A 21809-nucleotide genomic window follows, 5' to 3' on the forward strand; every position below is an offset into this window, starting at 1 on the left:
TCCGGCATGACCGCGCTGACCCCGGTGCTGAGCGAGCACTGGGACTCCCCCCGCTCCTGGACGCTGGACACCTACCACGAGCACGGCGGCTACGACGCCATGCGCACCGCGCTCTCGATGGCCCCGGACGCGGTCATCGGGCTGGTCAAGGACTCCGGGCTGCGCGGCCGCGGCGGCGCGGGCTTCCCCACCGGCACCAAGTGGAGCTTCATCCCGCAGGGCCCCGGCCCGGACGGCACCGTCCCCCCGCACTACCTGGTGGTCAACGCCGACGAGTCGGAGCCGGGCACCTGCAAGGACATCCCGCTCATGCTGGCGACCCCGCACGCCCTGATCGAGGGCGCGATCATCGCCGCCTACGCCATCCGCGCGAACCACGCCTTCATCTACGTGCGCGGCGAGGTGGTCCCGGTGCTGCGCCGCCTCCAGGCCGCCACCGCCCAGGCCTACGCCGCCGGCTACCTGGGCCGCGACATCCTCGGCTCCGGCTACGACCTGGAGCTGATCGTGCACGCCGGGGCAGGCGCCTACATCTGCGGCGAGGAGACGGCGCTGCTCGACTCGCTCGAGGGCAGGCGCGGCCAGCCCCGGCTGCGCCCCCCGTTCCCCGCGGTCGCCGGGCTCTACGCCCGTCCGACGGTGGTCAACAACGTGGAGTCGATCGCGAGCGTCCCGCCGATCATCCGCAACGGCATCGACTGGTTCCGCTCGATCGGCAGCGAGAAGTCCCCCGGTTTCACCCTGTACTCGCTCTCCGGCCACGTGGCCCGCCCCGGCCAGTACGAGGCGCCGCTGGGGATCACGCTGCGCGAGCTGCTCGGCTACGCGGGCGGCGTGCGGGCGGGGCACCGGGTGAAGTTCTGGACCCCGGGCGGCTCGTCGACGCCGCTGTTCACCGACGACCACCTCGACGTCCCGCTGGACTACGAGAACGTCGCCGCGGCGGGCTCCATGCTCGGCACCAAGGCGCTGCAGATCTTCGACGAGACCACCTGCGTGGTGCGCGCGGTACTGCGCTGGACCGAGTTCTACGCGCACGAGTCCTGCGGCAAGTGCACCCCGTGCCGGGAGGGCACGTACTGGCTGGTCCAGCTGCTGCGCCGGCTGGAGACCGGGGACGGCACCGAAACCGACCTGGACACGCTGCTCGATCTCTGCGACAGCATCAACGGCAAGTCGTTCTGCGCGCTCGGCGACGGCGCGGCGAGCCCGATCCTGTCCTCGCTGAAGTACTTCCGCGAGGAGTACCTGGAGCACCTGCGCCGCGGTGCCTGCCCGTTCGACCCCGCCGCGTGCACGGCATGGGCGGACGGCGGCTGGCAGAAAGCCGGAACGGACGCCGAACCCACAGCACAGCAGGAGACGCCATGACCGCCACCGTGCCAGGCACCGGCCGGGAGCAGGCCGTCACCGACCTGGTGACGCTGACCATCGACGACACCGAGATCAGCGTGCCGAAGGGCACGCTGCTGATCCGCGCCGCGGAGCTGGTCGGCATCCAGATCCCGCGCTTCTGCGACCATCCGCTGCTCGACCCGGTCGGCGCCTGCCGCCAGTGCCTGGTGGAGGTGGAGGGGCAGCGCAAACCGGTGGCGTCCTGCACCGTCGCGGTGGCCGAGGGCATGGTGGTACGCACCCAGCTCACCTCGGCGGCGGCGGGCCGCGCCCAGGAGGGCGTGATGGAGCTGCTGCTCATCAACCACCCGCTGGACTGCCCGGTCTGCGACAAGGGCGGCGAGTGCCCGCTGCAGAACCAGGCCATGTCCTCGGGGCGCACCGAGTCCCGCTTCGACGGGGTCAAACGCACCTACCCCAAGCCGATCCCGCTCTCCACCGCCGTGCTGCTGGACCGGGAGCGCTGCGTGCTCTGCGCGCGCTGCACCCGCTTCGCCCAGCAGGTGGCGGGCGACCCGTTCATCGAGCTGATGGATCGCGGTGCGCTGCAGCAGGTCGGCACCGCCGAGTCGGAGCCGCTGGACTCCTACTTCTCCGGCAACACCGTGCAGATCTGCCCGGTCGGCGCGCTCACCGGCACCGCCTACCGATTCCGGGCGCGCCCGTTCGACCTGGTGTCGAGCCCGAGCGTGTGCGAGCACTGCGCGTCGGGGTGCGCGCAGCGCACCGACCACCGGCGCGGGAAGGTGCTGCGCCGCCTGGCCGGGGACGACCCGCAGGTCAACGAGGAGTGGAACTGCGACAAGGGCCGCTGGGCCTTCGCCTACGCCACCGAGCGCGACCGGATCACCACCCCGCTGGTCCGCGGCGCCGACGGCGAGCTGGCCGCCGCCTCCTGGTCGGAGGCGCTGGCGATCGCCGCGATCGGGCTGAGCGAGGCGCGCGGCGCGGCCGGGGTGCTGGTCGGCGGCCGGGCGACCGAGGAGGACGCCTACGCCTACGCCAAGTTCGCGCGGGTCGCGCTCGGCTCCAACGACATCGACTTCCGGGCGCGGCCGCACTCGGCGGAGGAGGCGGAGTTCCTGGCGGCACTGGTGGCCGGGCGCGGGGTCGGCGTGGACTACGCGGGCCTGGAGCGGGCGCCGATCGTGCTGCTCGCCGGGTTCGAGCCGGAGGAGGAGTCGCCGATCGTCTACCTGCGGCTGCGCAAGGCCGCGCGCACCGCCACGCTGCCGGTCTTCGCGATCGCGCCGTTCACCTCGCGCGGGCTGACCCGGATGTCGGGCCGGCTGCTGCGCACCGAGCCGGGTGGCGAGCCGGCGCTGCTGGACGCGCTGCGCACCGATTTCGGCACCGCGGCGCGGCTGCTGCGCGAACCGGGCGCGGTGATCATGGCCGGTGAGCGGCTGGCCGCGATCCCGGGGGCGCTCTCGGCGGTGGCGCGGCTCGCGGCGGAGTCCGGGGCCGGGCTGGCATGGGTGCCGCGGCGGGCCGGGGAGCGCGGCGCGGTCGAGGCCGGTGCGCTGCCCGGGTTGCTGCCCGGCGGGCGTCCGGTGGCGGATCCGGCGGCGCGCGGGCAGGTGGCGGCGGCGTGGGGCGCCGAGCTGCCGGTGTCGGCCGGCCGCGACACCACCGGGATCCTCGGCGCCGCGAGCGAATTGCGCGCCCTGCTGCTCGGCGGTGTCGACCTGGACGATCTGCCCGACCCGGTGGCGGCGCGCGCGGCGCTGGAGGCGGCGTCGTTCGTGGTGAGCCTGGAGCTGCGGCACAGCGCGGTCACCGATTTCGCGGACGTGGTGTTCCCGGTGGCGTCGGTGGCGGAGAAGGCGGGCACCTTCCGGAACTGGGAGGGGCGGGCGCGCCCGTTCGAGGCGGCGCTGGGCGGGTCGACGGTGCGCCGCACCGCGGCCCCGCTGCCCGACCTGCGGGTGCTGCACGCGCTCGCCGAGGAGATGGGCACCCCGATCGGGTTGCGCGATGTCGCCGCGGCGCGCGCGGAGCTGGCCGGGCTCGGCCGCTGGACCGGGAACCCGGTTCCGGCGCCGGAACACGATCACCCGGAGCTGCCGCACCCGGAGTCCGGGTCGGCGATCCTGACCGGCTGGCGGATGCTGCTCGACCGCGGCCGCCTGCAGGACGGGGAGGACGCGCTCGCCGGTTCCGCGCGGCCCGCCGTGGTGCGGCTCTCCGCCGACACCGCCGCCGAGATCGGTGTCGCCGCGGGCGAACCGGTCACCGTGCGCACCGCGCACGGCGCCATCACGCTCCCGCTCGACCTCGCCGACCTGCCCGACCGCGTCGTCTGGCTGCCGTGGAACTCGCCGGGCAGCACCGTCGCCGCGACCCTGCGCGCCCGCCCCGGCGACGTGGTCTCGATCGCCCCGGCCGACGGGCGAGCCGATGCGTGACGCGCGCACGGCCCGGCCCGGCGCATCCCGCACTACCGGAGGAGTCCCGCGATGAACGGCGTGTTCGGCACCGACCCGCTGTGGCTGGTGCTGCTGAAAGCGGTGGGCGTCTTCGTCTTCGCCATCATGATCCCGCTGATCGCGGTGCTGGCCGAGCGCAAGGTCGTCGCCCGCATGCAGATGCGGATCGGCCCGAACCGGACCGGCCCGTTCGGCATCCTGCAGTCCATCGCCGACGGCGCCAAGATGGCGCTGAAGGAGGACATCATCCCGGCGGTGGTGGACAAGCCGATCTTCATCATGGCGCCGATCCTCTCGGTGATCCCGGCGTTCATGGCCTTCGCGGTGATCCCGTTCGGCCCTGAGGTCTCGATCTTCGGGCACACCACCGCGCTGCAGCTCACCGATATGCCGGTGGCGGTGCTCTACATCCTGGCCGTCACCTCGATCGGGGTGTACGGGATCGTGCTGGCCGGCTGGTCATCGGGGTCGACGTACCCGCTGCTGGGCGGGTTGCGCTCGACCGCGCAGGTGATCTCCTACGAGATCGCGATGGCGCTCTGCTTCGCGACGGTGTTCCTGCTCTCGGGCACGATGGCGACCTCGGGGATCGTGGCCGCGCAGACCGGCACCTGGTACGTCTTCCTGCTGCTTCCCTCGTTCCTGATCTACTGCGTGGCCATGGTCGGGGAGACCAACCGGGCCCCGTTCGACCTGCCCGAGGCCGAGGGCGAGCTGGTCGGCGGCTTCCACACCGAGTACTCCTCGCTGAAGTTCGCCATGTTCATGCTGGCCGAGTACGTGAACATGGGCACTGTCTCCGCGCTGGCGACGACGCTGTTCCTGGGTGGCTGGCGGGCGCCGTGGCCGCTGAACATGTGGGAGGGCGCGAACGCGGGCTGGTGGCCGCTGCTGTGGTTCACGCTCAAGGTGTGGGCGTTCCTGTTCGTCTTCGTCTGGCTGCGCGGCACGCTGCCCCGGCTGCGCTACGACCAGTTCATGAACCTGGGCTGGAAGCTGCTCATCCCGACCGCGCTGCTCTGGGTGATGGTGGTGGCAACGGCCCGGGTGCTCGGCAACGAGGGATATCCGGTCGAGACCCCGATCCTGGTGCTGGTCGGCCTGGCGATCACCGCGGGCATGATCGCGCTGTTCCTGCGCGCGGGGAGGGCCCCGACGATCCCGGACGAACCGGCCGAGACCGGGCCGCCCGCGGCGGAATCCGGGCGGCACGGCGCGGTGTACCTGGGGTTCCCGACCCCGCCGGTGCCCGCCGGGCTGACCCACGCCGACGCCGCGACCGGCGGGCTCCTCGAGCCGCTGGCCGGGTTCGCGGTGACGGCGGCGACGATGTTCAAGAAGCCGATCACCGAGTTCTACCCGGAGCAGAAGGTGCCGACCGCGCCCCGCTACCACGGGCGGCACCAGCTCAACCGGCACCCGGACGGGCTGGAGAAGTGCGTGGGCTGCGAGCTCTGCGCGTGGGCCTGCCCGGCGGACGCGATCTTCGTCGAGGGCGCCGACAACACCGAGGGCGAGCGGTTCTCCCCCGGTGAGCGGTACGGGCGGGTCTACCAGATCAACTACCTGCGCTGCATCGGCTGCGGGCTGTGCGTGGAGGCCTGCCCGACCCGGGCGCTGACCATGATCAACGACTACGAGCTCACCGACGACAACCGCGCGGCGCTCATCTACGAGAAGGACAAGCTGCTCGCCCCGCTGGCCCCCAACATGGAGGCACCGCCGCACGCGATGGTGCCCGGCACCGACGAGGGCGACTACTACCGGGCCGGGGTCACCGGCGCGCTCCCCGACCCCGGCCCGGCCGCCCGTGCGGCGGCGCGGGAACCGGACCCGGCCGCCACCCCGGAGCCGGTGGCCCTCACACCGGGAGGTGCCCGGTGAGCGCGCTGACAACGCTGGCAGCGGAGCTCCCTCCCACCGGAACCGGTGAGGCGGTGCAGTTCTGGATCCTGGCCCCGGTGGCGATCCTGGGCGCGCTCGGCATGGTCTTCGCCCGCAAGGCGGTGCACTCGGCGCTCTGCCTGGCGGCGACGATGATCATCCTGGCGATCTTCTACATCGCCCAGGACGCGCTGTTCCTGGGCGTGGTGCAGATCGTGGTCTACACCGGCGCGGTGATGATGTTGTTCCTGTTCGTGCTCATGCTGGTCGGCGTCGACTCCGCGGAGTCGCTCACCGAGACGCTGCGCGGGCAGCGGGTGGCGGCGACGGTGGTCGGGCTCGGCTTCGGCGCGCTGTTCGTGGCGGGGCTCGCCCGCGGTGTCCGCGCGGCCGAGATCTCCCTCCCGGCAACGGGTTTCCCGGGCCGGGATGTGATAGCGGAGCTGGCCGAGCTGATCTTCCTTCGCTACGTGTGGGCCTTCGAGCTGACCGGCGCGCTGCTGATCACCGCGACCATCGGCGCCATGGTGCTCGCGCACCGCGAGCGCTTCGGCCCGCGGCTGAACCAGCGCGAGCTGGTCAGGCGCCGCTTCCACGGCGGCGGCATGCGCCCGACCCCCCAGCCCACCCCCGGCGTGTACGCCAGGCACAACGCCGTCGACGTCCCGGCCCGGCTGCCGGACGGCTCGTTCGCCGAGCAGTCGGTGAGCACGATCCTGCGCCAACGCAAGGACAAGGCGCTGACCGATCCGACGGTGCTCGACGAGGAGGAGAACCGGTGAACCCCGCGAACTACCTGTTCCTGTCGGCGCTGCTGTTCACCATCGGCGCCGCGGGGGTGCTGCTGCGGCGCAACGCGATCGTGGTGTTCATGTGCGTCGAGCTCATGCTGAACGCGGTGAACCTGGCGTTCGTGACCTTCGCCCGCCTGCACGCGAACCTGGAGGGCCAGGTCTTCGCCTTCTTCACGATGGTGGTGGCCGCGGCCGAGGTGGTGGTGGGGCTGGCGATCATCATGACCATCTTCCGTGCCCGCCGCTCGACCTCGGTCGACGACGCCAGTCTGCTGCGGTTCTGACATGGATACCGTGACGCTCTGGCTGCTGCCCGCGCTGCCGCTGGCAGGCGCGGCCGTCCTGCTGCTGCTCGGCCGCCGCGCCGACCGCTGGGGGCACTGGCTCGGCTGCGCGACCGCGCTGGCCGCCTTCGCGCTGGCCGCGGCGGCCTTCGTGGCCATGCTCGGCCGGGCCACCGCCGACCGCGCGATCGGCGCCGACCTGTACTCCTGGGTCCCGGTGGACGGGCTGCAGGTTGATCTGGCGCTGCGCCTGGACCAGCTCTCGATGTGTTTCGTGCTGCTGATCACCGGGGTCGGCTCGCTGATCCACATCTACTCGACCGGCTACATGAAGGACGATCCGGGTCGCCGCCGCTTCTTCGGCTTCCTGAACCTGTTCCTCGGCGCCATGCTGCTGCTGGTGCTCGCGGACAACTTCCTGGTGCTCTACCTGGGCTGGGAGGGCGTCGGGCTGGCCTCGTACCTGCTGATCGGGTTCTGGTTCCAGAAGCCGTCGGCGGCGACCGCGGCGAAGAAGGCGTTCGTGGTGAACCGGGTCGGCGACACCGGCCTGGCGATCGCCATGATGGTCATGTTCGCCACCTTCGGCTCGGTCGACTTCGGCACCGTCTTCGCCGGGGTGCCCGGCGCGAGCGAGGGCACGGTGCTGGCGCTGGGGCTGCTGCTCCTGCTGGCGGCGTGCGGCAAGTCGGCGCAGGTGCCGCTGCAGTCCTGGCTCGGCGACGCCATGGAGGGCCCCACCCCGGTCTCGGCGCTCATCCACGCCGCCACCATGGTCACCGCGGGCGTCTACCTGATCGCCCGCTGCCACGCCATCTACGACCTCTCCGCGGGCGCCCGGCTGGCGGTGGTGCTGGTCGGGGCGGTGACGCTGCTGTTCGGCGCGATCATCGGCTGCGCCAAGGACGACATCAAGAAGGCGCTGGCCGCCTCCACCATGAGCCAGATCGGCTACATGGTGCTGGCCGCGGGGCTCGGCCCGGCCGGGTACGCCTTCGCCATCCTGCACCTGCTCACGCACGGTTTCTTCAAGGCGGGGCTGTTCCTCGGCGCCGGGTCGGTCATGCACGCGATGAACGACGAGACCGACATGCGCCGCTACGGCGCGCTGCGGGCGGCGCTGCCGATCACCTTCGCCACCTTCGGCCTCGGCTACCTGGCGATCATCGGGGTGCCGCCGTTCGCCGGGTTCTTCTCCAAGGACAAGATCATCGAGGCGGCCTTCGCCGAGCCGGGCGCGGCCGGGCTCGCACTCGGCGCGGTCACGCTGCTCGGCGCCGGGCTGACCGCGTTCTACATGACCCGGGTCATGCTGCTCACCTTCTTCGGCGAGCGCCGCTGGGCCGAGGACGCGCACCCGCACGAGGCCCCGGCCTCGATGACCGGGCCGATGATCGTGCTGGCCTTCGGCTCGGTCGGCGCGGGCGGGCTGCTGGTGCTCGGCTCCGGGCTGCAGACCTGGCTGGCCCCTGTGGTCGGTGAGGCGCACGGCGAGCACACGATCCCGGCCTGGGTGGTGACGCTGCTGGCGCTGGCCACGGTCGCCGTCGGCGTCGCGGTGGCGGTGCGGCGCTACGGGCGGCGCCCGGTGCCGCGCACCGCACCGGAGCCGGTGTCGGCGCTGACCGTCGCGGCGCGGCGTGACCTCTACGGCGACGCGGTGAACGAGGCGGCGTTCATGCGGCCCGGGCAGCACCTGACCCGCTCGCTGGTCTTCGTCGACGCCCGCGGGATCGACGGCGTGGTGAACAGCACCGCGGCCGGGATCGGCGGGCTCTCGGCCCGGTTGCGGCGCGCGCAGACCGGTTTCGTGCGCTCCTACGCGCTGTCCATGTTCACCGGCGCGGCCCTGGTGGCCGCAGCCCTGCTGGCGGTGAGGATCTGGTGAACGATTTCCCCTGGTTGACGGTGCTCTGGCTGGTCCCGGCCGGAGGCGCGCTGCTGGCCGCGGTGATGCCTGCCGCGCGCCCGGCCGCGGCGCGCTACGTCGCGCTCGGCGCGGCGCTGCTCACGCTGGCGGTCGCGGCCGGGGTGGCGGTGGGTTTCGAGCCGGGCGCCGGCCGCTACCAGTTCGTCGAGGAGCACGAGTGGATCCCGGCCTTCGGCGCAGGCTACACCCTCGGCGTCGACGGCATCGCGCTGGTGCTGGTGCTGCTCACCGCCGCGCTCATGCCGCTGCTGCTGCTCGCGGGCTGGCACGACGGCCGCGCCGCGGGAGCGGGGCCGCGCGCCACGCACACCTACGTGGCGCTGATGCTGGTGGTCGAGGCGATGGTGCTGCTCTCCTTCACCTCGCTCGACATCCTGCTGTTCTACGTGTTCTTCGAGGCCATGCTGATCCCGATGTACTTCCTCATCGGCGGTTTCGGCCCGCGCACCGGCGACGAGCAGGCGCGGCAGCAGCGCTCGCGGGCGGCGGTGAAGTTCCTGCTCTACAACCTGTTCGGCGGGCTGGTAATGCTGGCGGCGGTGATCGGGCTCTACGTGCTCACCGCGCGCGAGGGGCTCGGCGCGGACGGCGGCGGCACCTTCGACATGCGGATCGTGGCCGAGGCGGCGGCGAACGGGCAGCTTGGCGCGGCGGCGCCGGTGCTGGACGCGCTGTTCCTCGGGTTCCTGTTCGCCTTCGCGGTGAAGGCACCGCTGTGGCCGCTGCACACCTGGCTGCCGGGGGCGGCGGTGGCGGCGACCCCGGCGGGCGCGGTGCTGATGATGGCGGTGGTGGACAAGGTCGGCACCTTCGGCATGCTGCGCTACAGCCTGCCGCTGTTCCCGGACTCCGCGCGCTCCTACGCGCCGGTGATCGTCACCCTGGCGGTGGTCGGCATCCTGTACGGGGCGCTGCTGGCGATCGGGCAGACCGACATCATGCGGCTCATCGCCTACACCTCGATCTCGCACTTCGGCTTCATCATCCTCGGCATCTTCGCCATGACCGGGCAGGGCCAGACCGGCGCCACGCTCTACATGGTGAACCACGGGATCTCCACGGCCGCGCTGTTCCTGGTGGCCGGGTTCCTGGTGTCGCGGCGCGGCAGCACGCTGATCGCCGACTACGGCGGGGTGCAGAAGGTGGCGCCGGTGCTGGCGGGGAGCTTCTTCGTGGCCGGGCTGGCGACGCTGTCGCTGCCGGGGCTGGCGCCGTTCGTCAGCGAGTTCCTGGTCCTGGTCGGCACCTTCACCCGCTACCAGGTGGCGGCGATCGTGGCGGCGGGCGCGCTGGTGCTGGCCGCGATCTACATCCTGTGGCTGTACCAGCGGCTGATGACCGGGCCGGTGCGGGAGGAGAACGCGACGCTGCCGGATCTGGTGCCGCGCGAGCTGCTGGTGCTGGCGCCGCTGCTGGCCGCGCTGCTCGTCCTCGGCGTGTATCCGAAGCCGGTGCTGGAGCTGGTGGATCCCGCTGTCCAGCAGACGCTGACCTCGGTCGGCGTGCAGGACCCGGTCCCCGCTGTTCCGTCGGCGAATGCCGGGAAGGAACCGAAATGAGCTCTCCGACGATGTCTCTCGCCGCCGCGCTGCCCGCGCCGAGTATCGAGTACGGGCTGCTCTCCCCCATGCTGCTGGTCTTCGCGGCCGGGGTGCTCGGGGTGCTGGTGGAGGCGTTCGCGCCGCGCAGGTCGCGCTACACCCTGCACCTGGTGCTCGCGGTGTCCGCGCTGGTGGCGGCGTTCGTGGCGGTGCTGCTGCTGGCGGGCACCTCGGCGACGGCGGTGGCGGGGGCGGTCGCGGTGGACGGGGTCACGCTGTTCCTGCAGGGCGCGATCCTGGTGGTCGCGGTGCTGGGGGTGGTTCTCGCCGCCGAGCGCGGCCTCCCCGCGCCGGGCCGGGCCCGCTCGGGGCCGGGCACCTGGACCGCGGCGGCCGCCCAGCACGCCGCGCGCCGGGTGGACGCCTTCACCCCGCAGGCCGCCGCGGTGCCGGGCGGGGCCGACGAGGACGCGGCCGCGCGCGCCGGGATCGCCGCCACCGAGGTGTTCCCGCTGCTGCTGCTCGCGGTGGGCGGGCTGCTGCTCTTCCCGGCCTCGAACGACCTGCTGACGATGTTCGTCGCGCTCGAGGTGCTCTCGCTGCCGCTGTACCTGCTGTGCGGGCTGGCCCGGTATCGCCGGCTGCTCTCGCAGGAGGCCGCGCTGAAATATTTCCTGCTCGGCGCCTTCTCGTCGGCGTTCTTCCTGTACGGGGTGGCGCTGCTCTACGGGGCGGCGGGCACGGTGCGGTTGAGCGGGATCGGCGCCGCGCTGGCCGGGCAGTCCGGGGAGCCGCTGCTGGCGCTGCTCGGGGTCGGCATGCTGGCGGTGGGGTTGCTGTTCAAGGTGGGGGCGGTGCCGTTCCAGGCGTGGGTGCCCGACGTCTACCAGGGCGCGCCGACGCCGGTGACGGCCTTCATGGCCGCCGCGACCAAGATCGCGGCGATCGGCGCGCTGGTGCGGGTGCTCACGGTCGCGGTGCCCTCGCTGCGCGACGACTGGCGTCCGGTGCTGGCGGCGGTGTGCATCGCGACCATGGTGCTCGGCGCGGTCATGGCGGTCACCCAGACCGATGTGAAGCGGATGCTGGCGTATTCGTCGGTGGCGCACGCCGGGTTCCTGCTCACCGGCGTCGTCGCGGCCGACGACGCGGGCACCGCGGCGCTGCTGTTCTACCTGGCCGTCTACGGCCTCGGCACGCTCGCCGCGTTCGCCGCGGTGGCGCTGGTGCGCGCCCCCGACGGATCGGAGGCGACCGCGCTCGCCGACTGGGCCGGGCTCGGCCGCCGCAACCCGTGGCTGGCGGGCGCCTTCGCGCTGCTCCTGCTCTCCTTCGCCGGAATCCCGCTCACCAGTGGCTTCGTCGCCAAGTTCGCGGTATTCGGCGCGGCGGCCGGTGCGGACGCGGCGGTGCTGGTGATCGTCGGCGTGCTGTGCAGCGCGGTGGCGGCGTTCTTCTACGTGCGGGTGATCGTGATGATGTTCTTCACCGACCCGCCCGCGGAAGGGCCGAGCGTCATCACCCCCGCGCCGACCACCGCGGTGGTGGCGGTGGGCTCGGTCGCCACGCTGCTGCTCGGGGTGTTCCCGCAGCCGCTGCTCGAGCTCGCCGAGCGGGCGGCGGTGTTCGTGCGCTGAGGGGTCAGGACAGGAGCAGCGCCAGGGCGGCCAGCAGCCACAGCAATTGGTACTGCCACAGAACGGGGGGCTGATATGTGTCCATCGGGGATTCCTTCGCGCTGGTCCACTCACGGTAGGGCCGATGGGCGGCGCGCGACAGCCGTAACCTGTCACGCCCCCTAGGCAATCCGCCAGGGTGGCAGCGTGTTGTAGGTGACCGCGCGCAGCAGCCACTCGACCGGGCCGTACGGGTGCCGTGCCAGCCACCACCCGCTCGCCGCGTAGAGCGCCGCCACGATCAGCACCGAGACCCCGAGTACCGCGAGCGGCGGCAGCTCGTCGGCGAGCGCGAACCCGTACCCGGTCAGCACGAGCATGAGCAGCACCGACTGGGCGATGTAGTTGCTGGCGGCCATCCGCCCGGCGGGCGCGAGGATCGCGGTCACCCGCGCGCCGGAGCGGCCGGTCGCGAGCAGCGCGATGCCTGACAGGTAGGCGGCGGCCATCAGCGGATCGACCGTCCCCTGCACACTCCACCAGTAGTCGGGCGCGTCCCACCAGCCCATGTAGTTCGCGAACGTCACCGCCGAGACCGGAACGCCCACCGCCAGCCCGCCGACGAGCACCCACGGGGCCCGGTGCCGCAGCCTCGCGGTGTCGGTGAGCAGCCCGCGCCGCCCCGCGACCAGGCCGAGCAGGAACATCGCGAAGGACGGGACAGCCTGCCCCACCCAGACCAGGATCAGGAAGAACGGCGCCAGCTCGGTCTGGGCGGCGAGCGTCGAGGAGAACGAGCCTGCGTACTGCTGGGCGTAGCCGGGCAGGTCGAGCACGGAGTACACGTCCCGCGTGTCGTTGTCGGGCAGCAGCCAGAGCGCGGTCCACGCCACCAGCAGTGCGCCCGCGAGGATCAGCGCGGTGCGGTCCCCGATCCCGCGCAGCGCGACCAGCAGCAGCCCGAGCGCCCCGAACAGGGTGAGGATGTCGTTGAGCCAGAGCAGCTCGACGTGCAGCACGCCGAGCGTCAGCAGCGCGAGGCAGCGCCGCACCAGCCGCGGCGCCGGCGGCACCCCGGCGCGCTCGGCGGCCGCGATCTGCAGCGTGAACGCGTACCCGAACAGGAATGCGAACAGCAGGTAGAAGCGGCCGGAGAAGAACGCGATCACGGTGGCGTCGGTGAGGTGGTCGGCGGTGCCGTCGAACAGCGGGTACCAGTCGCCGTCGGTGCCGCCGATCGACCAGAACGCGCTCGCCACATTCATATTCGTCACGCAGATGCCGAGGAGCGCGAAGCCGCGCACGGTGTCGAGCACCGTGCTGCGCGCCGTCGTGTCGATCACGATCGAACTCTAGGTGCTCACCGGTAGGCGGCGGCGACCCCGTCGATCATGCGCTCCAGCGTCTCCGAGGTCGGGGTGTCGACGACGTCGATCAGCTCGGCCGCGACCGGGACCCGGTGCCGGTTCGCGACTGCCGCGAATCCGCCGGTGCGGAAGCCGTGCTCGGCGGCGAGGCGCTGCAGGTCGGGGTCGGTGCTGAGCAGTTCGCCGACCCGGTCCCCTGCCTTGCCGAGCGGGATCACCGTGTGCTGGGAGAGCACGGTCGGCGAGGGGTAGGCGAGCACCATGCCCGGTTTCGTCCGCCCCGCGACCACGGCCTCCACGAACTGGGACTCGTAGATCCACACCAGGGGCGCGGGACCCATTCCGGTGGCGAGGTATTCGCGGAACGGCCCCTCGCTGGTGCCCTCGGTGCGGCCCTGGCCGGCGAAGAGCCTGCCGAGCAGCGGCAGTACCCGGCGCTCGGCGTCCGCGTCGGCGACGACGGCGTTGTCGTTGGCGACGAAGCCGGCGACGGCCAGGTACATGGCGGCGGAGTTCGAGGTGCGCGGGTCGGTGGTGGAGACCAGGACGTTCTTGCGCACGGGGTAGGTGGTGTTGCCCGGGAGCCGCTCCCATTCGACGTTGTCGCGCACCAGTTGCAGGTAGCGGGCGATGTCCAGGGTCGGGATCGGGCCGGGGCGGATCACCCCTGCCGCGGTGAGCGCCTCCACGATCGGGGTGAAGGTGGCGACGGCCATGGGTGAGGAGAACGGGGTGTACTTCGTCGCGATGTTCTGTTCGCGCTGGATGCGGTCGGCCGCCGTCGCGCTGGAGGGGAAGACGAACTCGTAGCCGTCGAGGTTCCGGGTGGCGATCTGGCGGGAGCCCGCGGGCTCCACCTGCACGGTCAGGCCGTGCCGGGAGAAGACCTCGGCGACGCGGGGGTCGGCGAAGAACTCCGCTTTCTCCGAGCCGACGAGGCCGTGCACGGTGACCGGGGTGGCCGCGGCGACCGGGGCCGGGGTGTCGTCGCCGGGCCGGGTGGCGGCGACGCCGAGTACCGCGGTGAGGACCAGGACGAGGCCGACGACCAGGGGGACGACCGGGCGTTCGACGGCCCATTTGCGGGCGACGCCGAAGAAGCTGAGGTGGTCGTCGAGGGGGGCGGGGATCGTGATGAACGGGATCTCCGGGGCCGCATGCCGAGGGCCGTTACCGTTGCCGTCGCTGGTGCTGGTGCTGGGGCCGGTGCCGGTGCTGGGGCCGGTGCGGATGGCTGCCGGGCCTGCGGCCGCGGGGTGCGGCTCGGCCTTCTCGGCCGCCTGTGCCGTTTCGGCGGCACCGAGCGCCGCGGAGTCCGTGGCCTGTGCCTCGCCGCTCGGCTTCTCGAGCGACACCGGCCCCGCGGCGACGGTCACCCGCTCCGCGGCGGGGGTCTGCTCGAGTTCGCGGCGCGCGACGCGCTCGATGAGGATCGGGACGAACTCGCGGACGGGGTGCCCGGTGAACCGGGCGCGCACCGAGCGCACGGTGCGTTCGATCCGGTCGGCGGAGTGCGTGTCCGCGAAGTTCTCCACCAGCGTGTCCGTCACCCGTCGGATCGCCTGTTCCTCGCGGTTTCCGCCGTCCGCCTCGTCGCCCACCACAGTCTCCTCACCTCGCCCGAATTCGCCCGCGCGAGGCCGCCCCCGCCGCCGCGCCGCGGGAACCCTACTACCGGCAGGTGTCGAGAGCGTGCGTCCCCGGCGGGTCGAATGCGTTGCGCGGACACCCGTTTCGCGGTGCCCGCCGCAGCGGAAAGCGCAGGTCCGCAGCGGAACCCGGGCGGCGGCGGCCGCGCGGCGAACGAGGCTGTCGCAGCGAAGATTTCACCTGCTCTCCGCCCGGGCGACGATCGGCGTTCGGGCCGCGTTACCCGCTCAGCGCGGCTGGGCGAGCAGCGCGTCGAGCTGCTGCTCGGCCCGTTCGGCCCTGGCCAGGGTCTGGGCGCGGGCCTCGTCCAGGGCCTGCGCGCGGTGGGCCGCGTCGGCCTCGGTCTTCGCGAGCGCGGCCGCCGATTCCCGGCGCAGCTCGGTCAGCCGCTCCGCCGCCGTACGTCGCGCTTCGGCGAGTTCGTCTCGCACGGTGCCGGTTTCGGCGCGAGCAGCGTCGAGGTCGGCGCGCACGGCCACGGTCTCGGCGCGGGCCGAGTCGAGTTCGGCTCGTACTGTGCCGATCTCGGCGCGAGCGGCGTCGAGTTCGGCGCGCAACCGCTCCACGTCCCGCCGCGTCCCGGCGAGCGCTTCGCCGCGCTCGGCGGCGATCTCCTCGGCGCGCTGCGCGGCGCGTTCGGCGTCGGCGGCGCGCTGGCCGGCCCGGGCGGCATCGGCGTCGGCGGCGCCGATGCGGTCGACGGCCTCGACGCGAACCCGCTGGATCTCGGTCTCGGCCCGCTCCTCCGCCGCCGAGACCCGCTCCCGCGCCTCGGCTTCGACGCGCTCGCGCGCGCTCTCGAGTTCGGCGCGCGCGGCGGCGACCTGCTCGTCGGCACCGCTCCTGGCGGCGAAGACGTCCTCCGACGCCTGCCTGGTGATCCGCTCGACCTCGGCGAGCGCTTCGTCCCGGACCGCCTCGGCACGCTCGGCCGCCCCCGCGGCGTCGTCGGCCGCGGCTTCGGCACCCGCCCGCGCCTCCTCGGCGGCGTGCCGCCGCTGCTGCGCCTCGGCGGCGGCGATCTCCGCCTCGGCGATCCGCCGCGCCGCCTCGGCCTGCGCGGCCTGCACCTGGGCCTCGGCGACGGATGGGTCCGCCAGGGTGCCGAGTTCGGCGACGGCGGCGTTCAGCGTGGTGCCCAGCTGCTCGGCGAGGGTGCGGAACCGGGTGAGCAGTTCGTCGGCGCGCAGCCGAGCGGCCGTCACCGGCGCAGCGTCCGTCACAGTGACAGCGGGCGCGCTCTCGGCGCTCTCCTGCAGCCGCTGTCGTTCGCGCCAGGCCCGCCAGCGGGTGTGGTCGGCGTGGTCGCAGTACTCCGACGGCCTGCCGGGGCCGCCGGTGCGGGTGACGGGCCGGTGGCAGCCCGGGTAGTTGCACATGCTCGATGCCACAGGGCGCATCGTAGCTAGGCGGGCTCCGCGGGGAGGACAGCGCGGATGACGGCCTCGAGCGCGTCGGCGATCCGGTCGAGGGATTCGATGGCGCGCTGGGCTCGGCAGACGGCGACGCCGCCCTCGATGGCGGCCACCACGAGCGCGGCGGTGCGGGTCGCGTCGTCGGGGGTGGCGCCGTGGTCGCGCAGGGCGGCGGCGAGCAGGTCGGTCCAGTTGGTGAAGGCGGCAGCGGCGGCGATGCGGGGTTCGGCGTCGAGGTCGGGGTGCTCCTCGACCGAGACCGCGAGCACCGGGCAGCCGGCCTGGAAGTCGCTGTCCAGCACGATCGCCCGCCAGGATTCGACGAAGGCGCGCAACCCGGCGATCGGCCCCGCCGCGAGTTCGCGGGTCAGCGTGCGGGCGACGAGCCCGTCGGCGAAGCGCACCGCCTCGGCGGCCAGCTGCGCCTTGCCGCCGGGGAAGTAGTGGTAGGTGGAGCCGAGCGGGGCGCCGGTGTGTTTGGCCAGCTCCCGCACGCTGGTGGCGTTGTAGCCGCGGCGGCGCAGCATGTCCGCCGCGCCTGCCACCATCCGGTCGCGTTGCTCGGGCACCGGCCCACCTCCCTGTTCATAACGACTGTCATAGTGTACCGTCCCCGCGGTATAACAGTCGTCATAAGGAGTTCGACATGCCGTTCATCCAGCTGACCCTGCCCGCCGGTGTCCTCGACGACCGCGTCCGCCGCGGTCTGCGCGACACCCTCGCCACGACGCTGATGCACTGGGAGGGCGTGCCCGTGGACAGCGCCTTCTTCCGGGCGCAGGCGTGGGCGCAGATCCAGGAGGTACCGGGTAACGACTTCGGGGCGCTCGGCGACGAGCTGCCGCGCTTCCGGGTGGATGTCACCGTCCCCGCGGGCGGGCTCTCGGAGCGCCGCCGAGCCGGGCTGATCCAGCAGGTCACCGCCGACGTGCTGGCCGCGGCGGGGTTGCCCGCCGACGACGCGCCGCGGGTGTGGGTGCTGGTGCGCGAGCAGCAGGAGGGCACCTGGGGTGCGGCGGGTGCCGTCATCCGGTTCGCGGATCTGAAGGCGCTCGCCGCCGAGCACCGCGCCTGAGCGGGCGCAGGTAGCGGTGACCTGAGACCGCGTCGTGCGATCAGCAGCAGCGGGCCGCCGGTGGGCCGATCAGTGCCGCAGCCCGCGATCCAGTTCGCGCAGCAGCTCCCCCGCCCGGCCGCGGCCGGGCGGGGCGGGTGGGTAGCGGTGCAGCACCGCGAGCACCGCCGGTCCCGGCGGTGCGCCCGCCGGGCTCGGGGACCCGTCGAGTTCGGCGGCGTGCGCGGCGTAGGCGGCGGCGCCGAGGATGTGCCAGACCTGCGTGGCTTTCGCGATCGGGTGCAGGTAGGCCGCGCTCGCCGCCGCCACCGCGGCCCGCGCCGCCTCGCTCGCGGCGCGCTGCCCGGCATCGCGGGCTTCCCGGTAGGCCCGCTGTGCCGCCCACGCCCCGTCCCGGATGGCCTTCGTGCGTCGTCCGCCCGCGGCGAACGCGCGCGCCGCCTCGACGGCCTGCCGGGGGCGGGGGTCGCCGGGGCGGTGGCGTTCGAAGCGGGTGAGCGCGGGTTCCGCGCAGGTGATGGCGTAGGCGGTGACGGCGCGGAGTTCGTCGAGGTCCATGAGGTTCGACCGTATCGTTGAACACCCGGTTGGCAGTTCGCCGCGGGTAACCCCGGGATCCGGGCCGCGGACCCTCGAACGGTGGGCAGCGGTGATCTCCCCGCGATGAGTTTCCCGCCGGACTTCCGTCTCTACCCACGAACTCGCGTCCACCCCAGAGGAGACCGGTATGACCGCCACCTACACCTTCGACGTCTACTCCACCCTGGACGGCTTCGCCTCCTACGACGAGCACGGCGATTGGGGCGGCTACTGGAGCAAGGAGGGCCCGGAGTTCCTCGCGCACCGCGCCGCCGTGCTCGGCGCGGACCAGCGCATGGTGCTCGGCGCGAACACCTTCCTGCAGTTCGTGGAGTTGCTCGGCCCGATCGACCCGGCCGAGCTGGACCCGGTGAACGCCCGCATGCGCGCCATGCCGACCACGGTTGTCTCGACCACCCTGCCCGGCACCGGCGACTGGCCCGACGCCACCCTCGCCACCGGGGACGCCGTCCGGGTCGTCGCCGACCTCAAGGCGGAGTCCCCGGTGCCGCTGCGCTCGCACGGCAGCCTGTCACTGAACCGGTCACTGCTGGCCGCCGGGCTGATCGACCGGGTCCAGGTGACCATCTTCCCGGTGCTCAGCGGGCAGACCGGAGCCGAACGCATCTTCGACGGCGTCGCCGACTACGACCTCGAACTGCTGGAGAGCCACACCTTCGACGGCCGCATCCAGGAGCTCGTCTATCGCCCCTCCCGGCACGGCTGACTCCGGCGTCGCCGGGCCGTGTTCGATCCGGAACACCGGGGTCCGGCCTAGACTGCTGCGCACGAGCTGATCGGAGTCGATGGACTCCGACGCTCGGCACGAGGACGGTGGACGGCGCGGTCGGACCGAGGGTGGCTGGATGAACGACGGCAAGACGCTGCTGGCCTGGTGGAACGATCCGGTCGACTACGCCTGGCTGGTGGGCACCCTGGCGGCGCGTTCGGCGCTGGGGCCGCTGCGGGTGCTGGTCGGGCTCGCCGGGCTGTCGATCGCGGTGATGGGGGCGGTGATCGCGGGCACGCCGATCGGACCGGTGAACCCAGTGGTCACCTCGACGGTCGGGGTGGGGGCCGGACTTCTGTGGGCGTTGCGCTGGTGGTTGCTTCCATGGCCGGGGAACATCGAGTCGCTGGTGCTGATCGGGATCGCGGACGTGCTCTTCACCGTGGAGTTCCTGCAGGTGCCGGATCGGCTGTTCGGGGCGATGGGTGCGGTGCTGCTCGTAGTCACCGGCAGTTACCTGGGCTTCTTCCACAGCGCGCGGGCGCTGGCGGTGCACACCGCGTGGTCACTGCTGTCGGTGATCGTGTTCTCGGTGCGGATCGCGACCGGCGGACACGACGTCCGGTTGGCGCTCGCTGTCGGGTTGCTGCTGATCGCGGCGGTGGTGAGCGTGCTGCCCGCGCTGCAGATCCTGTACTGGCTGCTGCGCACCGAGTCGCTCTCGGATCCGCTCACCGAACTGCTCAACCGCCGCGGCCTGGAGATCCGGCTCCCCCGGCTGATGCACGGCTACCCCGCCGTCTGCGTGATCGCCTTCGACATCGACCGGTTCAAGGAGGTCAACGACACCTGGGGGCACCGGGTCGGGGACACCGTGCTGGTCAGCACCGCGCGCAGGCTGCACGAGGCGGCGGGGACGCCCGCTGTGGTGGCGCGGACCGGCGGCGAGGAATTCGTCGTCGCCGTCCCGCTGGGCGCGGTCGCCGCGCGCGCCGAGGCCGAGCGGTTGTGCCGCGCGGTGGCCGCGCCGCGCTCGACCGAGGTGGAGGTGACCGCCAGCGTCGGGGTAGCGGTCTTCGACACCGCCGCCTGCCCGGACTGCCCGCGCCCGACTCCCGAGCGGCTGCTGCACGCCGCCGACGCCGCCATGTACCGGGCCAAACAGGCGGGCGGGAACCACGTCGTCGTCGACGAGCTCACCCTCCCGCCGAAGCACCGGCACTGAGGGTTCAGAGCAGTTCGACCTCGCCGAACTCGGCGGTCAGGCTGTGCCTGCGCCCGCGCAGCACCCCGCCCTCGCGGTGCACGACGCCTTCGTGCAGTTCGATGCGCAGGCGGGCGCGGCGTATGTCGACCTCGCGGACGACTCCGCAGACGCCGCCGAACGGGCCCTGCGGGAAGTAGACGACGTCGCCTGCACCGAATTCCATTACGCGAGAATAACCATGTGCTCACGGTGACGATGAATGATCGGGCCTGCACCTACTCGGCGGCCACTGCCGTGTGGCCGGGACCGCGCTGATCGGCATCCGCGGCGGCGAGTACGACCTGGCCCTCGGCTTCCTTCCGGTCGGTGCGGTCGAGCGGTTCGCGGAACTGGCCGCGGCAGCCGGAGTCGAGATCGCGATCCACGGTCCGCGCGCGACCGTTGAGCAGCGGTAGGTCGAACCGGTCGGCGAGCGCCACGCCGGTAAGTCAATCCGGCATTGCCGCAGCCAGTTCGGCGCACAGCGCGCCGAGTTCGGTCGCCGGGACGCGGGGCGCGGTTGTGGAGTCGGCGTCGTGCCAGGGAACGGCGGCCGGAGTGGCCGCCGGCCGGGTGAAGACGTGCTGGTGCAGGTGGACGCCCGCCGCGCTCAGCCCGGCGACGAAGGTGAACACGTGGGCGGGCTCGAGGACTCGGCGCAGCGCGGTGATCGAGGAGCGGACGGCCCGCGCGACGGCCACGGTCTCGGCGTCGTCGAGCCCGTCGAGGGTGGCGACATGGCGGCGGGGTTCGACGAACAGGTACCCCGGCCGCGCCCATTCTCCGATAGCGGGCCGGTGGGTGACGACCACCAGGTCGTCGGCGCGGACGAGCGGGCTCACCAGCGGCCCGGCCCCGCGATGCTTGGCGCACATAACGCATTCCCGCATGAGCTGCACGGTACTGCTCGTCGGTATCGGTCCCCGACGATATCGAATGGACTCGGCGCGGACCCGCATGAAAACCTCTGCCCATGAGTACGATCGACGACGTCGTCGCCCTGGCGTCCGCGCTCGACCTGCACCTCTCCCCCGAGGGGGCGACGGTGATCGAGGCCGGGCTGGACTACCGCGTCGTCCTCGCCGCCGACGATGCCGGGCGCCGCTGGGTCCTGCGCCTGCCCCGCCGCGCCGACGTCTCCGCGGGCATGGCCGCCGAGACCCGCATCCTCGACCTGGTCGCCCCCGCCCTCGCCGCCGACGGCGTCGCCGTCCCCGACTGGCAACTCCGCACCCCCGAGCTGATCGCCTACCCGGCCCTGCCCGGCGCGCCCGGCCTGACCCTGACCGATGCGGGCGAACCCGACTGGCACATGGACCCCGCGAGCCCCGACTACGCCGCCCGCCTCGGCCGCCTCCTGGCCCGCCTGCACTCGATCACCCCCGAGCAGGCCGCCGCCGCCGGGGTGGAGGTGCGCAGCCCCGAGCAGGTCAGGCAGGCGTGGCGGGACGACATCGCGAAGGTGCGCGCGGAGTTCACGGTCGCCCCCGAGATCGCCGGGGCCTGGGCGGCGTGGCTGGACGACGACATCTGCTGGCCCGATCGGACCGTGATGACGCACGGCGAGATCTACCCGGCCCACGTCCTGCTCGCCGAGGACGGCACCATCACCGGTGTCCTGGACTGGACCACCGCCCGCGTCGACGACCCCGCCCGTGACCTGGCCGCCCAGTACGGCGCCACGGGCGAGGAGCTGCTGCGGGCGACCCTGGAGGTCTACGCGCAGGCCGGTGGGCACGTGCACCCGGGCCTGGTGGCCCAGGCGCGGAACCTGTGGAACGCCTTCCCGATCGGCTACGCCCTGCACGCGCTCACCACCGGAGCCGAGAGCGACCGCGCGGCCGCCGCCGCACTCCTGAACCCGCGGAGCTGAA

The 21809-nt window shown here is 73.0% G+C and carries 20 protein-coding genes and 1 pseudogene; 13 read left to right on the forward strand and 8 right to left on the reverse strand.

Going from position 1 to position 21809, the window contains the following annotated elements:
- Nucleotides 1-6 precede the first annotated feature (6 nt).
- The 9 genes and pseudogenes from nuoF to nuoN all read left to right on the forward strand — a co-directional run bounded on the left by nuoF (nucleotide 7) and on the right by nuoN (nucleotide 11894).
- Entirely contained in the window at nucleotides 7-1371 is a 1365-nt protein-coding gene (nuoF, locus tag LTT61_RS03215) for an NADH-quinone oxidoreductase subunit NuoF (protein WP_233018421.1), read from the forward strand.
- Nucleotides 1368-3803, forward strand: coding sequence for an NADH-quinone oxidoreductase subunit G (locus tag LTT61_RS03220; RefSeq protein ID WP_233018422.1), 2436 nt, complete (start codon nucleotides 1368-1370; stop codon nucleotides 3801-3803). The genes nuoF and LTT61_RS03220 overlap by 4 nt, the downstream gene beginning before the upstream one ends.
- 51 nt (nucleotides 3804-3854) lie before the next feature.
- Nucleotides 3855-5075 (forward strand): annotated as a pseudogene (gene nuoH / locus LTT61_RS03225) (NADH-quinone oxidoreductase subunit NuoH); the annotation flags it as partial.
- Nucleotides 5070-5708, forward strand: a complete 639-nt coding sequence (nuoI, locus tag LTT61_RS03230; protein WP_420094848.1) for an NADH-quinone oxidoreductase subunit NuoI — start codon at nucleotides 5070-5072, stop codon at nucleotides 5706-5708. The pseudogene nuoH and the gene nuoI, both read left to right, overlap by 6 nt.
- A gap of 5 nt (nucleotides 5709-5713) precedes the next feature.
- Nucleotides 5714-6490 carry an NADH-quinone oxidoreductase subunit J gene (locus LTT61_RS03235; RefSeq protein WP_420094849.1) on the forward strand — a complete coding sequence of 259 codons (777 nt, stop codon included), beginning with the start codon at nucleotides 5714-5716 and terminating at the stop codon, nucleotides 6488-6490.
- On the forward strand, nucleotides 6487-6786 hold the full coding sequence (nuoK, locus tag LTT61_RS03240; protein ID WP_233018424.1) for an NADH-quinone oxidoreductase subunit NuoK: 300 nt from the start codon (nucleotides 6487-6489) through the stop codon (nucleotides 6784-6786). Before LTT61_RS03235 ends, nuoK begins: the two co-directional genes overlap by 4 nt.
- A 1-nt stretch (nucleotide 6787) precedes the next feature.
- Complete coding sequence (gene nuoL / locus LTT61_RS03245) at nucleotides 6788-8674, forward strand: NADH-quinone oxidoreductase subunit L (RefSeq protein ID WP_233018425.1); 1887 nt, start codon at nucleotides 6788-6790, stop codon at nucleotides 8672-8674.
- A complete protein-coding gene (locus tag LTT61_RS03250) occupies nucleotides 8671-10275 on the forward strand; it encodes an NADH-quinone oxidoreductase subunit M (protein ID WP_233018426.1) in 1605 nt (534 codons plus the stop codon). Before nuoL ends, LTT61_RS03250 begins: the two co-directional genes overlap by 4 nt.
- Complete coding sequence (gene nuoN / locus LTT61_RS03255) at nucleotides 10272-11894, forward strand: NADH-quinone oxidoreductase subunit NuoN (protein WP_233018427.1); 1623 nt, start codon at nucleotides 10272-10274, stop codon at nucleotides 11892-11894. The genes LTT61_RS03250 and nuoN overlap by 4 nt, the downstream gene beginning before the upstream one ends.
- A gap of 161 nt (nucleotides 11895-12055) precedes the next feature.
- On the opposite strand, the gene LTT61_RS03260 is transcribed toward nuoN, so the two are convergent.
- The 4 genes from LTT61_RS03260 to LTT61_RS03275 all read right to left on the reverse strand — a co-directional run bounded on the left by LTT61_RS03260 (nucleotide 12056) and on the right by LTT61_RS03275 (nucleotide 16853).
- Nucleotides 12056-13216, reverse strand: coding sequence for a DUF418 domain-containing protein (locus LTT61_RS03260; RefSeq protein WP_233018428.1), 1161 nt, complete (start codon nucleotides 13214-13216; stop codon nucleotides 12056-12058).
- A 17-nt stretch (nucleotides 13217-13233) separates the two neighbouring features.
- The gene (locus LTT61_RS03265) at nucleotides 13234-14841 is read right to left on the reverse strand and encodes a three-helix bundle dimerization domain-containing protein (RefSeq protein ID WP_233018429.1); all 1608 of its coding nucleotides are present in this window, start codon (nucleotides 14839-14841) and stop codon (nucleotides 13234-13236) included.
- Nucleotides 14842-15117: 276 nt separating this feature from the next.
- Nucleotides 15118-16281 (reverse strand): hypothetical protein, encoded by a 1164-nt coding sequence (locus tag LTT61_RS03270; protein ID WP_233018430.1) that lies wholly within the window; start codon nucleotides 16279-16281, stop codon nucleotides 15118-15120.
- 14 nt (nucleotides 16282-16295) lie between these two features.
- Nucleotides 16296-16853 carry a TetR/AcrR family transcriptional regulator gene (locus LTT61_RS03275; RefSeq protein WP_233021315.1) on the reverse strand — a complete coding sequence of 186 codons (558 nt, stop codon included), beginning with the start codon at nucleotides 16851-16853 and terminating at the stop codon, nucleotides 16296-16298.
- A 98-nt stretch (nucleotides 16854-16951) separates the two neighbouring features.
- Here LTT61_RS03275 and LTT61_RS03280 point away from each other — a divergent pair, with 98 nt between their 5' ends.
- The gene (locus LTT61_RS03280) at nucleotides 16952-17380 is read left to right on the forward strand and encodes a tautomerase family protein (protein ID WP_233018431.1); all 429 of its coding nucleotides are present in this window, start codon (nucleotides 16952-16954) and stop codon (nucleotides 17378-17380) included.
- Between the two features lie 69 nt (nucleotides 17381-17449).
- Here the strand turns inward: LTT61_RS03280 and LTT61_RS03285 are convergent, their stop codons facing one another.
- On the reverse strand, nucleotides 17450-17938 hold the full coding sequence (locus LTT61_RS03285) for a putative immunity protein (protein ID WP_233018432.1): 489 nt from the start codon (nucleotides 17936-17938) through the stop codon (nucleotides 17450-17452).
- A 169-nt stretch (nucleotides 17939-18107) separates the two neighbouring features.
- On the opposite strand from LTT61_RS03285, the gene LTT61_RS03290 reads away from it, so the two are divergent.
- Together LTT61_RS03290 and LTT61_RS03295 are read left to right on the forward strand one after the other, a co-directional pair.
- Complete coding sequence (locus tag LTT61_RS03290) at nucleotides 18108-18686, forward strand: dihydrofolate reductase family protein (protein WP_233018433.1); 579 nt, start codon at nucleotides 18108-18110, stop codon at nucleotides 18684-18686.
- A 139-nt stretch (nucleotides 18687-18825) separates the two neighbouring features.
- The gene (locus LTT61_RS03295; protein WP_233018434.1) at nucleotides 18826-19914 is read left to right on the forward strand and encodes a sensor domain-containing diguanylate cyclase; all 1089 of its coding nucleotides are present in this window, start codon (nucleotides 18826-18828) and stop codon (nucleotides 19912-19914) included.
- Between the two features lie 4 nt (nucleotides 19915-19918).
- Here the strand turns inward: LTT61_RS03295 and LTT61_RS03300 are convergent, their stop codons facing one another.
- Genes LTT61_RS03300 through LTT61_RS03310 form a run of 3 tightly spaced genes read right to left on the reverse strand, consistent with a single transcriptional unit; the run spans nucleotide 19919 to nucleotide 20825 of the window.
- Nucleotides 19919-20119, reverse strand: a complete 201-nt coding sequence (locus LTT61_RS03300) for a hypothetical protein (RefSeq protein WP_233018435.1) — start codon at nucleotides 20117-20119, stop codon at nucleotides 19919-19921.
- Nucleotides 20120-20171: 52 nt separating this feature from the next.
- Nucleotides 20172-20375 carry a hypothetical protein gene (locus LTT61_RS03305; protein ID WP_233018436.1) on the reverse strand — a complete coding sequence of 68 codons (204 nt, stop codon included), beginning with the start codon at nucleotides 20373-20375 and terminating at the stop codon, nucleotides 20172-20174.
- A gap of 9 nt (nucleotides 20376-20384) precedes the next feature.
- Nucleotides 20385-20825, reverse strand: coding sequence for an HIT family protein (locus tag LTT61_RS03310; RefSeq protein ID WP_233018437.1), 441 nt, complete (start codon nucleotides 20823-20825; stop codon nucleotides 20385-20387).
- Nucleotides 20826-20908: 83 nt separating this feature from the next.
- Here LTT61_RS03310 and LTT61_RS03315 point away from each other — a divergent pair, with 83 nt between their 5' ends.
- Nucleotides 20909-21808 carry a macrolide 2'-phosphotransferase gene (locus LTT61_RS03315; RefSeq protein WP_233018438.1) on the forward strand — a complete coding sequence of 300 codons (900 nt, stop codon included), beginning with the start codon at nucleotides 20909-20911 and terminating at the stop codon, nucleotides 21806-21808.
- Nucleotide 21809: the final 1 nt, after the last annotated feature.

It is taken from the genome of Nocardia asteroides (genome assembly GCF_021183625.1).
GTDB classification, from domain to species: Bacteria; Actinomycetota; Actinomycetes; order Mycobacteriales; family Mycobacteriaceae; genus Nocardia; species Nocardia asteroides_A.

Excerpts from the sequence above, each read along its gene's own strand:
- nuoF (WP_233018421.1), top strand. The coding sequence starts at position 7 with ATGACCGCGCTGACCCCGGTGCTGAGCGAGCACTGGGACTCCCCCCGC.
- LTT61_RS03220 (WP_233018422.1), top strand. The coding sequence starts at position 1,368 with ATGACCGCCACCGTGCCAGGCACCGGCCGGGAGCAGGCCGTCACCGAC.
- nuoL (WP_233018425.1), top strand. The coding sequence starts at position 6,788 with ATGGATACCGTGACGCTCTGGCTGCTGCCCGCGCTGCCGCTGGCAGGC.
- nuoN (WP_233018427.1), top strand. The coding sequence starts at position 10,272 with ATGAGCTCTCCGACGATGTCTCTCGCCGCCGCGCTGCCCGCGCCGAGT.
- LTT61_RS03275 (WP_233021315.1), bottom strand. The coding sequence starts at position 16,853 with ATGGTGGCAGGCGCGGCGGACATGCTGCGCCGCCGCGGCTACAACGCC.
- LTT61_RS03280 (WP_233018431.1), top strand. The coding sequence starts at position 16,952 with ATGCCGTTCATCCAGCTGACCCTGCCCGCCGGTGTCCTCGACGACCGC.
- LTT61_RS03285 (WP_233018432.1), bottom strand. The coding sequence starts at position 17,938 with ATGGACCTCGACGAACTCCGCGCCGTCACCGCCTACGCCATCACCTGC.
- LTT61_RS03290 (WP_233018433.1), top strand. The coding sequence starts at position 18,108 with ATGACCGCCACCTACACCTTCGACGTCTACTCCACCCTGGACGGCTTC.
- LTT61_RS03295 (WP_233018434.1), top strand. The coding sequence starts at position 18,826 with ATGAACGACGGCAAGACGCTGCTGGCCTGGTGGAACGATCCGGTCGAC.
- LTT61_RS03300 (WP_233018435.1), bottom strand. The coding sequence starts at position 20,119 with ATGGAATTCGGTGCAGGCGACGTCGTCTACTTCCCGCAGGGCCCGTTC.
- LTT61_RS03310 (WP_233018437.1), bottom strand. The coding sequence starts at position 20,825 with ATGCGGGAATGCGTTATGTGCGCCAAGCATCGCGGGGCCGGGCCGCTG.
- LTT61_RS03315 (WP_233018438.1), top strand. The coding sequence starts at position 20,909 with ATGAGTACGATCGACGACGTCGTCGCCCTGGCGTCCGCGCTCGACCTG.